General features: G+C 59.3%; 13 protein-coding genes. All 13 read right to left on the bottom strand.

Features of this window, described 5'->3' with window-relative positions:
* Positions 1–93: 93 nt before the first annotated feature.
* Entirely contained in the window at positions 94–1,500 is a 1,407-nt protein-coding gene (fliD, locus tag J2X66_RS04180; protein WP_310261208.1) for a flagellar filament capping protein FliD, read from the bottom strand.
* Positions 1,501–1,582: 82 nt separating this feature from the next.
* Positions 1,583–1,948 (bottom strand): flagellar protein FlaG, encoded by a 366-nt coding sequence (locus tag J2X66_RS04185; protein WP_140670833.1) that lies wholly within the window; start codon positions 1,946–1,948, stop codon positions 1,583–1,585.
* A gap of 74 nt (positions 1,949–2,022) precedes the next feature.
* Positions 2,023–2,874, bottom strand: a complete 852-nt coding sequence (locus tag J2X66_RS04190; RefSeq protein ID WP_310261213.1) for a flagellin domain-containing protein — start codon at positions 2,872–2,874, stop codon at positions 2,023–2,025.
* 254 nt (positions 2,875–3,128) lie between these two features.
* Positions 3,129–3,398: a hypothetical protein gene (locus tag J2X66_RS04195; protein WP_310261215.1), complete on the bottom strand. Its 270-nt coding sequence runs from the start codon at positions 3,396–3,398 to the stop codon at positions 3,129–3,131.
* Entirely contained in the window at positions 3,395–4,687 is a 1,293-nt protein-coding gene (locus J2X66_RS04200) for a 6-hydroxymethylpterin diphosphokinase MptE-like protein (RefSeq protein ID WP_310261218.1), read from the bottom strand. The genes J2X66_RS04195 and J2X66_RS04200 overlap by 4 nt, the downstream gene beginning before the upstream one ends.
* A gap of 96 nt (positions 4,688–4,783) precedes the next feature.
* A complete protein-coding gene (locus J2X66_RS04205; protein WP_310261221.1) occupies positions 4,784–5,710 on the bottom strand; it encodes a ketoacyl-ACP synthase III in 927 nt (308 codons plus the stop codon).
* Positions 5,711–5,937: 227 nt separating this feature from the next.
* Positions 5,938–6,990, bottom strand: coding sequence for a pseudaminic acid synthase (gene pseI / locus J2X66_RS04210; protein WP_310261224.1), 1,053 nt, complete (start codon positions 6,988–6,990; stop codon positions 5,938–5,940).
* Positions 6,983–8,488, bottom strand: coding sequence for a UDP-2,4-diacetamido-2,4,6-trideoxy-beta-L-altropyranose hydrolase (gene pseG, locus J2X66_RS04215; RefSeq protein WP_310261227.1), 1,506 nt, complete (start codon positions 8,486–8,488; stop codon positions 6,983–6,985). Before pseG ends, pseI begins: the two co-directional genes overlap by 8 nt.
* Positions 8,485–9,180, bottom strand: a complete 696-nt coding sequence (gene pseF / locus J2X66_RS04220; protein WP_310261230.1) for a pseudaminic acid cytidylyltransferase — start codon at positions 9,178–9,180, stop codon at positions 8,485–8,487. The genes pseG and pseF overlap by 4 nt, the downstream gene beginning before the upstream one ends.
* Positions 9,181–9,184: 4 nt before the next feature.
* Positions 9,185–10,348: a UDP-4-amino-4,6-dideoxy-N-acetyl-beta-L-altrosamine transaminase gene (gene pseC, locus J2X66_RS04225; RefSeq protein ID WP_310261233.1), complete on the bottom strand. Its 1,164-nt coding sequence runs from the start codon at positions 10,346–10,348 to the stop codon at positions 9,185–9,187.
* Entirely contained in the window at positions 10,345–11,346 is a 1,002-nt protein-coding gene (pseB, locus tag J2X66_RS04230) for a UDP-N-acetylglucosamine 4,6-dehydratase (inverting) (RefSeq protein ID WP_310261236.1), read from the bottom strand. The genes pseC and pseB overlap by 4 nt, the downstream gene beginning before the upstream one ends.
* A gap of 30 nt (positions 11,347–11,376) precedes the next feature.
* Positions 11,377–14,310, bottom strand: coding sequence for a TIGR00180 family glycosyltransferase (locus tag J2X66_RS04235; RefSeq protein ID WP_310261241.1), 2,934 nt, complete (start codon positions 14,308–14,310; stop codon positions 11,377–11,379).
* 56 nt (positions 14,311–14,366) lie between these two features.
* Positions 14,367–15,104: a cephalosporin hydroxylase family protein gene (locus J2X66_RS04240; RefSeq protein WP_027922337.1), complete on the bottom strand. Its 738-nt coding sequence runs from the start codon at positions 15,102–15,104 to the stop codon at positions 14,367–14,369.
* Between the last annotated feature and the right edge of the window lie 5 nt (positions 15,105–15,109).

Genomic DNA, 15,109 nt, shown 5'->3' on the forward strand with positions numbered 1-15,109 from the left:
CAGTGTATCGACAACGCGTCAAAAAACTTTAGATTCAAATGCAAAAAGCCCGGAGCGCTTGAAAACGCTGCCGGGCTTTTGGCGTTATGCGTGTTACGAGTTCTTCTGCTGCGCGGCCATGGCCTCGAACATCCCGGTGATGTTGCTGGCGGTTGCCTTCAACTTACCGACCAGGGTATCCATGTCGTTGTACTTTTTGGTCAGTACAGCGGTCAGGGTTTCGACCCGACGATCCAGGGCAGCCTGATCAGCCGTCAGCTTGGTTTTGGTTACATTCAGGTTGGTGGTGCGAGTGTCGAGAATGCCACCGGTATCGGTGTACGGCTTGATCACATTGTTCATGCGTTCGAGCAAACCGTTGGTGCCGGTAAACAGAGTCTGGACTTCGCCACCGAGCTTCTTGTCGTTCATCGCAGCAGTGAACTTGGTGCCGTCGAAGTTCAACGCACCGGTCTTCTGGTCCGTGGTGATGCCCAACTGCGAGAGCACGGTCAGCTTGTCGCCCGCGCCGGTCTGGGACAACGGGCCACGAATGGCGGCCAGCAGCGAACGGGGCAGCGGGTCACCGGTCAGCGCAGCCGAGACAGTCGGCTTGCCATCGTCGTCCAGGGACGGCTTGGTCAAGGACGTCACAGCGTTGGCAACAGCGTTGTAGGCGTCGACAAACTTCTGGATCGATGCCTTCAGACCATCGTTGTTGGTCGCAACGTTAACGGTCGATGTACCGGCGCCGGTCAGGACCAGGCTCAGACCGGAGATCGTCTTGTCGACGGTGTTGGACTTGCTGGTCATCGCCAGGCCATCCACCGAGAACACCGCATCCGCCGCCAGGCCGCCAATCGCACCTGAAGAAGTCGCGGTCGGTACGGCGGCCATGGCGGCAGTGCCGTCGATGGTCAGCTCAGGGATACCGGTGGCGGAGATATCGGAACCTGCACCGGTCGTGGTCGAACCCAACACCAGGCGCGAACCGAAGCTGTCGGTCACGATGTTGGCACTCAGGCCGCTGGCCTGGTACTGGCTGTTGATCGAATCACGCACCGATTGCAACGTGGCGCCCGCACCGACGGTCACCGGATAGCTGGTGCCGTTCTGGGTGATGGTCAGCGTGCCTGCCGTGATCGGACTGGTCGCGCCGCCAGCAAAGGCCGCAGAGGCCACTTTCGAGGAGGTAGCCAGACTGGTGACTTTGACCACGTAATTGCCGGCAACAGCGGTGTTGCTGGACGTGGAAGTCAGTACTTTGGGGTCGGAGGACGTTGCCGAATAACCCGTGAACTGAGGGGTGGTCGTGCTGCCCAGATCGGTGAGTGCTTTCTGGAACGTCGCCAGCAGCGACTTCAGCGTACCAATCCCGGAGATGCTCGCCGTGTTGGTCGTGGTCCCACGGTCGATCTGACCTTGTTTGGCCGCTTTGTCAGCGTTGACCAAGGCTTTGACGATAGCACCGGTATCAAGGCCTGAACCTAAACCCGTGCCCGGTAAAATTGGACTTGCCATGTGGAACTCCCTTCAGTGTGTCGCCGGCCTTTTGACCACTACAACGCCCAAAAGAACATAGCAACAAAATTCGTGCCAGCTGTCAGGCTTTCGCGCTGAACAACAAGCTGCTTGCATCATTCAAACTATTGGCCAGTTTCAAGACTTCTTCGTTGGGGATCTGGCGAACCACCTCACCCGACTCACTGGCAATGACTTTCACCACGACTTGCCCTGAAGGCTCATCGATCGAGAACTCCAGGTTACGCTTGACCGACTGAACGAATTTTTCAATTTCCTGGACTGCCATTTTCAGCTTGTCCTGTTCAGTTTGTGCAGTCTTGCGCGCTTCCTTGACGTCGACCACTTTCGCGGGCGCCGCTTGAGGCTTTTCCGCAGCCTTGTCGGCAACCGGAGTCGCGTGCTTGGCCGCCGGATAAGACAAGTTCAGCTTCACGCTCATATCCATGTCCATCACCTCTAAAAGTAAAAAAGCGAGAGGGCACGACCAGCGCACACCCCTCGCCAAAACTCAATCAGCTATTACTGAAGCAGTTTCAGTACAGCGGATGGCAGTTGGTTGGCCTGAGCCAGAACTGCGGTGGAAGCTTGTTGCAGAGTTTGTTGCTTGGTCAGCTGTGCAGTTTCAGCAGCGAAGTCGGTATCTTGTACGCGACCCAGTGCAGCGGCGGCGTTTTCGTTGATGTTCTGCAGGTTGGAAATGGTGCTGGTCAGACGGTTTTGTGCAGCACCCAAGTCGGCGCGGCTGGAGTTGATTGTCTGCAGAGCCAGGTCGATCTTGGTGATTGCAGCAGAGAACGAAGCCTGAGCAGTCGCCGAGCTGTTACCAGTGATTTGCAGGGTAGCCGAGTCAACGGACAGGGTTACGGCGTCGAAGCCGGAAGCCAGAGTCAGAGTGATCTGGTTAGCCGAACCGGTGTTGGAACCAACCTGGAAGGTCATGGTGCCAGCAGTACCGTCGATCAGGTTTTTACCGTTCAGGTTGGTCGACTTGGCGATACGAGTCAGCTCGTCCGACATTGCCGAGAATTCTTTGTTCAGAGCGACGCGGTCTTGAGTACCGTTCGAGTCGTTTCGTGCCTGAACAGCCAGTTCACGCATACGCTGCAGAATGTTGGTCGATTCCTGCATCGCGCCTTCAGCGGTCTGAGCAATCGAGATACCGTCGTTGGCGTTTTTGATCGCCATGGTCTGACCGCGGATTTGCGAGGTCATACGGGTAGCGATTTGCAGGCCGGCGGCGTCGTCTTTAGCGCTGTTGATTTTCAGGCCGGAAGACAGGCGAGACATCGAAGTCGACAGAGCGTCGGAAGCACGGTTGAGGTTCTTCTGAACGTTCAACGATGTGACGTTGGTGTTTACTGTTAAAGCCATGACGAATTCCTCGTTGGTTGGGTACTGCGGCTTCCGGCCCTGGCAACCGCCGGGTATGGCCTAGAGAACCTTCGTAATAGTTATCGTCGCCAATGCAACTTGCTTTAGGGGATTTTCAAAAATATTTGCCATCACGTTGCCACCCCCTGTAAATCAAGGGGTTGGCAGCGTGATAACAACGAAAAGCTGACGTCAGGGAACTGTCGGCGACGGGATTGGCGAGGACTCGCCTGCACCGACAGAAGAAAAATTGCTTAAAGGGACAGGCTGTCGGTCAGCAACTCGACCAGTTCGTACTCCAGATAATCTGCCAGGGCGAGCCAGTTCTGTGCTTCCTGACACGCAAACATCTGACCGAGCACAAACGCCCATTGCTGCTGTACGTCCTGCGTCCTTGAATCGAACGTGGGGTGAACCGCACCAACCAGCTCGGTCATCGCCAGCCCCGCTTCTACATCGCGCCCCAGACGGAACAAGGTGGCGCAGTGCTGCGCTTCGGCAATAAAAGATTCACGAGCACTCATGAGGCGAACTCCGGATGAAAAACGGTTCCGGCGATCATCGCCCCTGCCCGACTGCTGTTATAGAAGCGCACCTGCGGATGGACGGTGATAAACCGCTCCAGTTCACACAGATAGCTGCGGAAATTGAGCTGAGTCTTGATGCGCTGCCCGCGACCATCCAGCACCCAGTGTCTGGCGGCACCCAGTTGCGGTCCCAGGTCGCCGTCGTTCCAGCCTGCGTGGGTCTTGTCGCCAGGGAAGGCGAAGTCGGCACCGAACAAAGTGATTTGCGTTGCGCCCATCTTCACCGCCAGGTCGGCGGCCGGGTGAATCACGCTACCGCCGACATACAACTCGCCCCTGGGCAATTGCGCACGCAACGACTGGTAGATCGGACTGGCGGAATAACTGCAATGACGCGTCCCTTGCCAGGCTTCGAGCACCAATGGATCGAGCATGGGCATGTACACCAGCGTGATGTCGGCCGTGTCTTCCGGCGGCAAGTGCCGGGCTGAAATGCGCTGATCGATGCTGACCACCACGTCGGGACGGATACCATGCTTGAGCAACGGGCGAAAAGCGGTGTCGACGCAGATGAACAACGGCCGCTCAGCCTGGCTGCGAATGACGCGCAAAGTCTCGAAATGCTGTTCCAGGCTAGGGCCGGTGGCAATGACGAACACCTCCTGGCCGGGACGGGTACCGAACAATTCGGTCACGTCAGGATCGGTTTGCACCAGCGCCAGACACGCTTGCAAGCGCTCGATAATCTCGGGCGACTGCGGGTCGAACTCTCGGTTGTTGAAGGCCAGGTGAGTTTCGCTGATCAGGCGATCACGAATCTTCGCGCTGAAGTCATCGGCCAGGACCAGTTCAGACGGCAAGGCAAAATACGGCAGCTTGATTTCCGCAAGATCACCGGCATACAGCAGCTCGACTCGCGGATCGCTGAGCCACGGCTGCTGATCAAGCAATTGCAGCACCAGGTTGAACACCGCACCGTTGAGGATGTGCACGTACAATCGCTCAAGCCCGACGCGCTCAAGCAAGGCGGTTTGCAGATCGCCAAGACCGGTGCCGTAAACATGCAGCACAGGGCTGTCGAGCGGCAAGCTGTCGGCCTGGACCCTGGCCTCGCGGCTGCGATCATGGCGGCTGGTCAACTGAATGCCGTTGATGCTCAACGTTGAGCCCAGGCCTTCCACCAGATCCGCCTGCAACAGGCTCGTGTCTTCCACCAGCAAGCGCACAGCCAATGCCGGCCAGCGCTGCTGGATGACATCGACGTTGTGCTCAAAGAACTCGCTCATGCCGCCTCGCTTATTGTCCGGGCAAAAAAATAGCGCTCAAGATTACACCTTGAGCGCTTTTTTTGTGTCTGGTTTTCTTTGACTGAAACGTCGCCGTCAAGGGCGATAGATGATCGCCGAACCCCACGACAAGCCAACGCCGAAACCACTCAGCGCTACACGCCTCCAGCTGGAATCCAGTACATGTTTTTCCAGCAGCAGCGGAATGCTCGACGACACGGTATTACCGGTCTCGACCATGTCCTTGAGGAACTTCTCCGGCTCGCCTTCGAAGCGCCGTGCCACGGCATCGACAATCGCCGCGCTGCCCTGGTGAATGCAGAAGGCATCGACATCGTCAGCCGTCAGTTGCGAATCGGCCAGCAGTTCATGCAAATGCGCCGGGACTTTGAGCAACGCAAAGTTGAATACCTGACGACCGTTCATGAAGAACACGCCATCGGTCACTTTCAGGTGTGGCGCGCCGGAACCGTCGGTGCCGAACTTGGCCTTGCCCAACTGCCATGGAGCGTTTTCGCCCATCCAGGTGGCGGTAGCGGCATCGCCGAACAGCATGGTGGTGTTGCGGTCTTCGGGGTCAACGATCTTGGAATACGGATCGGCGGTGATCAGCAGGCCATTCTTCAGGCCGGCGGCTTCCATGAAGCCCTTGATCGCGTAGATGCCATAGACGTAGCCGGAGCAGCCCAGGGAAATATCGAACGCCGCCACGGTGGTGGGCAGACCGAGTTTGTCCTGAACGATGGCCGCGGTGTGTGGCAGGCCTTCTTCGTCACCGTTCTGGGTGACCACGATCAGCACATCGACCGCTTCACGTTTCAAATCAGGGTTATTGGCGAACAGCGCATTGGCTGCTTCGACGCACAGGTCCGAGGTTTCTTGCCCATCGTCTTTGCGCGGCAGGAAAGCGGAACCGATCTTGCCGAGGATGAATTCTTCATCCTTCTCGAATTTTGCACCTTGTGCGTAATTGTCTATGCCGGCTACAGGAACGTAGCTCGCAATGCTTTTTATGCCAATCATTACGGCTTCCCAATAATAAACAGCCCAATACCACCGCTCGCAAGGATTCGAGGGCGCCGACAAACAGAGAAAAACGTCGCCTCGAAGCCGCGACGGCGGGAAGAATAAAAGGCTATCACTGGGCCAGAAACAGGCCAGGCGCCATCTTCCCGATTAATACAATACAGTGAAGATGCGCGTTATGACTCACAGGTCACTCTATTTTGCCGAATCAAACCGATAAGGTGTTATTCGACCAAGGACCAGTCCACAGGGGTTCCACGCGTGATAGCGTGGCGGGCGCGGCGGCCCAGAAGGGTTTCAGCGTGCTTGGGGGCCAGACCCAGCCCTGGACGGATGGCGCGCAGATTGGCCGTGGTGAAGGGCTCGCCGGCGGCCATGTCCTGGGTGACATAGAGCGAGCGACGGTAAACAAGGGATTTGCGCTCGGCTTCTGTCACGCCGTAATGCACCTGGCCCATCGCCTGCCAGGCACGCTCGGTCTCGACGACCAGACTGGCCAGTTCCGCCGGTTCCAGCGAAAAACTGGCATCCACGCCACCGGCCGCGCGGTCGAGGGTGAAGTGCTTCTCCACCACCGTCGCCCCCAGCGCCACCGCGGCCACGGAAACGCCAACACCCATGGAGTGATCGGACAAACCGACCTGGCAACCGAACAATTCACGCAGATGAGGAATCGTGCGCACATTGCTGTTGGCCGGAGTTGCGGGATAGGTGCTGGTGCACTTGAGCAGCACCAGGTCCTTGCAACCGGCCTCACGGGCCGCGCGCACGGTTTCGTCGAGCTCGGCGATGCTGGCCATGCCAGTGGAGATGATCAACGGCTTGCCCGTGCCGGCGACCCGGCGAATCAGCGGCAAGTCGGTGTTCTCGAAACTGGCTATCTTGTAGGCCGGCACATCGAGGCTTTCGAGGAAGTCGACGGCGCTGTCGTCGAACGGTGTGGAAAATGCCAGCATCCCCAGTTCCTTGGCCCGGGCAAAAATCGGTGCATGCCACTCCCACGGTGTATGCGCTTTTTCGTACAGAGCATACAGCGAGGTGCCCGCCCACAGACTGTTGGGGTCCTTGATGAAGAACTCACCTTCGGACAGGTCCAGGGTCATGGTCTCGGCCGTGTAGGTTTGCAGTTTCAAGGCGTGGGCGCCGGCCTTGGCCGCCGCTTCGACGATTTGCAGCGCCATGTCCAGCGACTGGTTATGGTTGCCACTCATCTCGGCGATGATGAAGGGCGGCGCGTCAGCACCGATCAAGCGGTTGCCGATCTTGAAACTAGTCATTGCGGTGATCCTTCAATACGCGCGTGAACGCGCAGGCACTCTGAGTGAAACCGGCTTCGCGAAAGACCTTCAGCGACGGCTGGTTGGACGGCAAAACCTGAGCGGTGATGGCGGTCAGTTGTGGCCAATGACGGGTGACGAAGGCCTCGCCCCGCGCCAGCAGCGCCCTGCCCCAGCCCAGCCCGAAACGGCCTTCGAACAGATAAATCGACACTTCGGCTTCAACGCCACGCCGGTCATAACGCAGCACACCGACCGGGCCGTCATCCGCCTCGGCGATCAATAACAAGCGCTGGTCATTGCTCAGGCTGGCGGTTAGCCAGTTTTGATGGGCTTGCCGGTCAATGACACCGGTCTCCAGCGACCAGCGCCTCACGGCCTGCGCGTTGCGCCCCTCGAACAACAACGTCGAATCGCCCAGGGTCGCCGGGCGTATCTGTAAAACCGCACCGGCCAATGCAGCCGCCACACGCTGCGCACCTCGGCCATCGACCAACCGCCGGGAGTGTTCGGCGAGGCTCTGGCGCAAGCCCTGATTGTCCGCGACAAATCCCACGGCCTGACGCAGCTGTTCAACACTGACCTGCTCACGCGGCCCCAGGTAGACATGAGCCCCCGCTGCCGCCATGACTTCGCCATTGGCCTGCTGATTATTCGACACGGCGATGCAAATCGTCGGTAGCGCCAGCGCCGCCCGCTCCCAGCTGGTACCGCCGCCAGCGCCGACAAACAAATCAGCCTCGGTCATCAATCGGTAGAAGTCGCTGACAAAACTGTGCAAACGCCAATTCGGACGATCCGCCGCCAACGCCAGCATCTGTTCCCAGGCCGGATTATCGGCACCGGCCACGAAATCGACTTCCAGTTCACGCAAGTCCGCCAGCGCCAACATCGCATGGTGCGTCTGCATCGCTGCGTCAAAACCCCCGAAGTTCACCAACACCCGTTTGGCCCGGGGTTTGATCTCAATGGCCGCACAGCTGAACTCATCACGCAGCATCGCAAAGCGCGGGCCGAGCAAGGTCTGGCACCTCTCCGGCAGCAGCGAGGCATAAGCCTCAGGTGTACCGGACAGGTTCTGATTGAGCAGCAGATCGACGCTATAGATGCGCGTCGCAAGGTCATCCACCGCTGCGATACGGGGTGCCCAGCGTCGGGCTGCGGTTTGCCAGTGATGATCGAGGCCATAGTGGTCGACAATGATCCAGTCGAACGCCGGCTGGTCTTCCAGCACCTGTGCCAATGCGTCAATGTCCGCTTGCCACGGCAGCATCGATTCGATGGCTTGTTGCGGATCTTCATCGGGATAACGATCCGGCAGCGCAAAGGTTTCAAAGCCCTCACCCGCCAAAGCATCCAGTCGATGGCCCGGCAGCAGACGACAGGCGAACGCCACGTGCGAACCCTGCTTGCGCAAGGTTCTGGCCAGTGGCAACAGGCGCGCGATATGGCCGCTGCCAATCGTCGGCGAAGCGTCGGAACGAATCAGCACTCTCATTGCACTTCACCGCCGGCTTTCAATGCCGCGTAAAGGTATTCGGCACGCTTCCAGTCTTCAACGGTGTCGATGTCTTGCACCAGATACCGCGGCAAAATCACTGGCAGGCTCGCCGGGGAAAACAATACATCGCCGCGCAACCAGGCTTCGCGACGCCCCCAATAAAACTGGCCGGCGTCCTGAAAGGCTTCAGGCAAATCCTGGGAACGGATCGTGCGAAACTCCGGGTACAGCGAGGTCAAGGCGCCCTCTTCGTCGAGGGTCAAGGCACGCTGCACCGGGAAGCCGAAACCGGCGACGGAAAATGCAAACGATTTGTCCGGATGCTGTTCCAGCACGTCCAGCCCCTGGCGCAGATACCGTGCTTGCAACAGCGGCGCGGTCGCGTAGATGCAACAGGCAAAGTCGAACGCGGGCAGTTCAGTCAAGGCATGAACCATCACCGCCGCCGTGCCGGTGAAATCATCCGCCAACGACGCCGGACGCATGAACGGCACGTGAGCCCCATGCGCCCGGGCAACCTCGGCAATTTCTTCATCGTCGGTGCTGACAACCACCTGATCGAACAGCACCGAATCCAGCGCCGTACGAATCGAGCGAACGATCATCGGCACGCCGTCGAACGGCTTGAGGTTCTTGCGGGGAATACGCTTGCTGCCACCTCGGGCCGGAATGATCGCAACGCTGCTCAAGGTATTACTCCTCAAGGACCAGCCGTCGCAACTGCTCGACCACATAATCCTGTTGTTCATCGCTCAGTAAAGGAAACAGCGGCAGGCTGATGGCCTCGGCGTAGTAACGCTCCGCGTGAGGGAAGTCCCCCTCGGAAAATCCCAGGTCACGATAGTACGGCTGCAAATGCACCGGAATATAGTGCAGATTCACCCCGACCCCGGCCGCTCGCAAACCTTCAAACACCTGCCGATGACTGAGGTTGATGCGCTCCGTCTGCAGGCGCACCACGTACAGGTGCCACGCCGACTCGGCCTCGGGCTGAATGCTCGGCAGGGTCACCGGCAAGTACGCCAGCAACCGCTCATAACGCGCCACCAGTTCACGACGACGTTCGATAAACCCGTCGAGTTTACCCAGCTGTGACAACCCAAGGGCTGCTTGCAAGTCAGTGATGCGATAATTGAAGCCCAGTTCCACTTGCTGGTAATACCACGGGCCGTGGCTGGGTTCGGTCATGTGCTGCGGGTCGCGGGTCATGCCGTGACTGCGCAGACGTTGCAAGCGTTCAGCCAGCTGCGGGCGATTGGTCAGCACCATGCCACCTTCGGCACTGGTGATGATCTTGACCGGGTGGAAACTGAACACCGTCATGGCGGCGAATTCGCCACAGCCCACCGGGCGACCGGCGTAGGACGCGCCAACCGCATGGGATGCGTCTTCGATGACCGTGAAGCCATAGCGCTCGGCCAGTCCGGCGATCATGCGCATGTCGCAGCTTTGTCCGGAGAAGGCCACCGCCACCAGGACTTTGGGCAGCGTGCCGCTGTCTTCGGCTGCTTGCAGCTTCGCTTTCAAGGCATAGGCATCGAGGTTCCAGGTCAACGGATCGATGTCGACGAAATCCACCTCGGCGCCACAATAACGGCCGCAGTTGGCCGAGGCCAAAAAGGTATTCGGCGTGGTCCACAAGCGATCACCCGGCCCGAGACCAGCAGCCAGGCAAGCGATGTGCAGCGCCGCCGTGGCGTTGCATACCGCCACCGCAAAACCGGCCTGGCAACGTTCGGCCATGGCCTGTTCGAAACGCTCGATGGTCGGCCCTTGCGTGAGCCAGTCAGACTGCAACACGGCAACCACCGCATCGATGTCTGCCTGATCGAGGCTTTGCCGACCGTAAGGAATCATGCCGACAACTCAGCGTGCAGGTCAGCGATTTGACCCACCGACAGGAAGTGCGGGTTAGTGTCGGAGCGGTATTCGAAGTCCTCGCTCACGGCATTCCCCTGTTCGCCCAGATTGTCCACGGCAAAATCCACGTCGACACTGGTGAAGCGGATCGACGGCTGAATCGTGTAGTGATCGGCGAACTCCAGGGTCATCCGCGCATCGTCCAGCGGCACCATCAATTCATGGAGTTTTTCGCCCGGGCGAATCCCGACGTTCTTGTGCGGCAGGTGTTCAGCCATGCCCTGCGCCAGATCAACGATGCGAATCGATGGAATCTTCGGCACAAACACTTCACCGCCGTGCATGCGCGCAAAGCTGTCGAGCACGAATTGCACGCCGTGATCGAGGGTGATCCAGAAACGCGTCATGCGCTCATCGGTGATCGGCAGTTCGGTTGCGCCTTCGTTGATCAGCTTGCTGAAAAACGGCACCACCGACCCCCGCGAACCGGCTACGTTGCCGTAGCGGACCACGGCAAACCGGGTCTGCTGCTCACCGGCAATGTTGTTGGCAGCGACAAACAGTTTGTCCGACAGCAACTTGGTCGCGCCGTACAGGTTGATCGGGCTGGCCGCTTTGTCAGTGGACAGCGCCACGACTTTTTTCACACCGTTGTCGATGGCCGCGGCGATGATGTTCTCGGCGCCATTGACGTTGGTGCGGATGCATTCAGTCGGGTTGTATTCCGCCGCCGGCACTTGCTTCAGGGCGGCGGCATGCACCACGTAATCGATGCCGCGCATGGCCTGGCGCAAACGGTCTGCGTCGCGCACGTCACCCAGGAAGTAACGCATGCACGGCGCATTGAACGTCTGCTGCATTTCGTATTGCTTGAGCTCGTCGCGCGAGAACACGACGACGCGCTTGGGCTGGTACTGCTCCAGCAGCCGACGAATGAAATTGCGCCCGAAGGAGCCTGTGCCGCCGGAGATGAAAATCGATTTACCGTTAAACATGCCTTGAGTCCTTGTACCTGTCAGCCAGGCTTAAGCGAGCAACTGCGTCCAGTTCACACTGGAGGCTGCGCCGAGGGTAAAGCCCTTGCCGGTCAAGGCCAGGTTCTGGTTGTACGCCGCGTCTTGGGTGAAGCGCGCGCTCCACTTGTCTTGCAGGGCCGCGGCCGTTTGCGGTGCATCCGGCAACAGGCCCGGGTGCAGCATCTGCGCTTGTGGGCACCAGACGATCAGGTAACCGGCGTCGGCGGCTTTCAGGCACAGGTCGATGTCGGCGAATGCTTCGTCGAAATGCTCTTCGTCCAGACCGCCAACGGCCTCGTACAACTCCTTGCGCACCATCATGCAAGCGCCGGACACCGCCGAGTAATTCTGTTCGACCTGGTGAGCGTTCATGTAGCCCTTGGCATCTTTGCGCTCATCGACAAACACCGAACCGACCACGCCGTTGAAGCCCAGCACCAGACCCGCTTGTGTGGTCGCTCCACGGATGTTCATCAGCTTGCCGCCGACAATCCCGACTTCCGGACGCTGGGCCTGATTGAGCAGGCTGTCGAGCCAGTTGGAATTGACCACTTCAGCTTCGGCCGACATCAACACCACGTAGGCGCCCTTGGCTTCGCTGACCGCGAAGTTATGCAGTGCAGAGGCGCTCAAGCGTTTACCGGTGCGCAGGACGCGCAGGCGATCGCCCTTGCCTTCCAGGCTGGTCAGCCAGGTCGCCAGTTCTTCGGACTGGCTGTGGTTATCGGCGATGAGGATTTCATGCTGCTGGTAACGGGTACGTTGCAGCACGCTGACCACCGCGCGTTGCAGGTGCTCCAGATTGTCCTGACTGTGCAGGATGATCGAGACCTTTGGCCGCGCGGCGTGCTGGTAATCGATCTGCCAGGTTTGAGGCAGCTCGGAGCTGACCTGACCGCGATAGCCGCGGGCGGTCAGGTGACGGGTCAGGGTTTGACGCTCGTGAGGGTTTTCCTCGACGGACGCTGCATTGCAGATCAGCAGCGGCTCGGCCAGATGCGCCAGGCCACCCAGGCCGCCGTCTTCGATCAGACGCAGCAACAGGTCGAACTCCAGCGCCGACAGGTATTCAGCCGAGTAGCCTCCCGCGTTCACCAACACGTCACGCTGGATCAACCAGTGGCGGGCCATCAGCGACGGCACGGTTTGCAGCAGATCAAGGTTGACGCCCGGACGGAACACATCCGCCAGTGAGCCGCTTTCCTGACGCTGGATTTCATCCATCGCCACGGCACGAATACCTTCGGCGCCCATCAGTTCGAGGCTGGCGCGCAGCAGGCCGCTGGCGGTGAACTGATCACCGGCTTCGGCCAGTACCAGCCAGTCGGCGGTGGATTGGTTGACGCTCTGGTTGATGCGCTCGACGTAATTAGTGGCGGTGACTTTGACGAAATGCACGGTGTCACGCGGTGTGGTGGTCGCCGGCAAATCACCGGTGGTGAACACCACGACCTTGAACGCCTTGCAGTGACCAGCGACCAGGCTGTCGAAGGTGGCCTGCAACTTGACCATGTCGGCGTCGAGATCCAACAGCATGATGCCGAACTGCGGGCCGCCATTGCGTTTACGCAGCTGCGCCTCAATCACCTTGAGCTGCTTGGCATCCGGGTTGCGTGCATCGAGCCAGTTCAGCAAGCGCCCGGACGGCATGTTCTCGAACAACGATTGCTCGTCCTGTGCCGGCACCGACGCCAGGCGTTCGGCCCAGGCTTGCAGCTTGTGGCCTTCTTCGGGCTCATCGGAATCCTTCAACGACTCGACCAGACGCGACACCACCGTGCGGTTGAACGCATACAGGCTCAGGGCTTCCCACAAACGACTGCGCAAGGTGCGCTCGTTGTCGTTGGGGTGCACGCGCAGCAGTTCATGCTGCTTGAGCAAGAGGCCTTCCAGTTCCTGCAGCTGCAACTTGCCGGCCGGCATGGTGTGCAGCAGGAATTCGAACTCGGTCAGCAAATCGAAAACCGGCTGGTTGTAGAACGGCATCTCGACAAACTGCATCTGACCAAACAGACGCGAAGGGTCGTTGCCAGCCTGTAGCCAGGTCGAGGTGAAAATCATCGTGCCCTGCAACGAACGCATGTTGGTCAGGCAGTCGGCCATGGTGGCGAAACTGTCCAGCGCGACCTGCTTGCCTTCGGCCAGTGTCTTGTGGGACATACCGGTTGGCAGCGACGCCAGAAACTCGGCAAAGCGCTCGCGGTCGGCCACGGTTTTTGCGTCCTTGAGCGTCAACACCGTCAGCACGTTGGTGTTGTGCTCCGAGGCACCGTAAGGGATTTCCCGCACGGCGAACGGGATCGGCAAGATCCGCGCCTTGGCGCGCGCGAGCATGTAATAGGCATGGCCGATTTCCTGCCATTCGAAGCTGGTGCCCGGCAGCAACGCGTTGTGCCAGTCCTGCAGCAACTCGGTACGGCTGACCGCGTAGAACGGCGGCAGGAAGTGCCCCATGAATTGCGTCAGGCGTTCTTCGGCCGACTCCGAGCAATAGTCTTCCGGCCCCTTGCGGTCGCGGCGGAAGTAATTCACTTCCGTGGCGCGCGCCAGGTACATGATCCCGTAGCCGTGGCACATGCCGTAGTCGGCGTTGTCTTCAAGAAACTCCAGCGACTCGGTGACCGCATCGTGCAGCAGGAAATCGTCATCGGCGGCCAGCACCATGTACGGCGTGGTCACCTGATTCACGCCATAGGCGAGTTTGTCCTGCAACCCGGTGTAGGTGAATTGCGGCAGGTGCCGGTAATCGACCATCGGGTAATCGCGGGCGATGTTCTCGTCGCTTTTCAGCGAAGAGTCCAGGACCAGAATCGTGCAGGGATAGCTGCTGTAATACTGCAAGGTGCGCCGCAGGTAAGCGTTGCGGTTGTGGGAAATCACCACCACCGTCAACCGTTCATTCAGCGGTGCCACATCGTTTCGAGCAGTGTTTTGAACGCGCATATTTCTATCCCCACAACCGGCCAGAGGCCGAGAACCTACATTCAATTCAAGAGTGATTAACGAACGCGACGCAGATAGCCATCCGGCGCCACGGTGATCAGCAGCTTGTTCTGCAACTGACGGTCGATTTCGAAGTCAGCGTTTTCTTCCAGGTATTTCCACACGGCGGTCTTCGGGTTGTCGCCCGGCCCCCATGGACGGTCCGGGAAGAAATCGGCCGGCATGTCTTCAACCACGGTGTCCATGACCACGCAGTAGCTGTCCACCGACACCAGCGGTGCGTACAGACGCAGCTCTTCCAGCACGTGATCGTGGGTGTGGTTGGAGTCGAGTACGAGGATGACTTTCTTGCCTTCGGCGGCAGCGCGCACTTGTGCGGCGATGGCCTCGTCGATGCTCGACCCTTCGATCATCTTGATGCGCTTGCTCATCGGGTGGCTTTCGATGGCTTCGCGGTTGTGCGGGCGAATGTCGAGGTCGATGCCCAGCACTTCGCCGTGGCCTTGCAGCTCCAGCAACGAGGCGTAGTAGATGATCGAACCGCCGTGGGCGATGCCGCATTCAATCACCAGGTCGGGTTTGACCTGCCAGATGATTTCCTGCATCGCCATCATGTCTTGCGGCAGCTGGATGATCGGACGGCCCATCCACGAGAAGTGGTAGCTGTACTTGTGCTTGGCCGACTGGTTGAAGAAATCCTGGGCCAGACCGGTGAGTTTCTGGTCGTCGCCCTGAGCGGCGATTTGTTCTGCGCATTCTGCTTCGAAGGCTTTATTGATGGTGTTGTCAGTCATTTTTC

The organism is Pseudomonas sp. 3296 (assembly GCF_031456615.1).
In the GTDB taxonomy this organism is placed as follows: Bacteria; Pseudomonadota; Gammaproteobacteria; order Pseudomonadales; family Pseudomonadaceae; genus Aquipseudomonas; species Aquipseudomonas mucoides.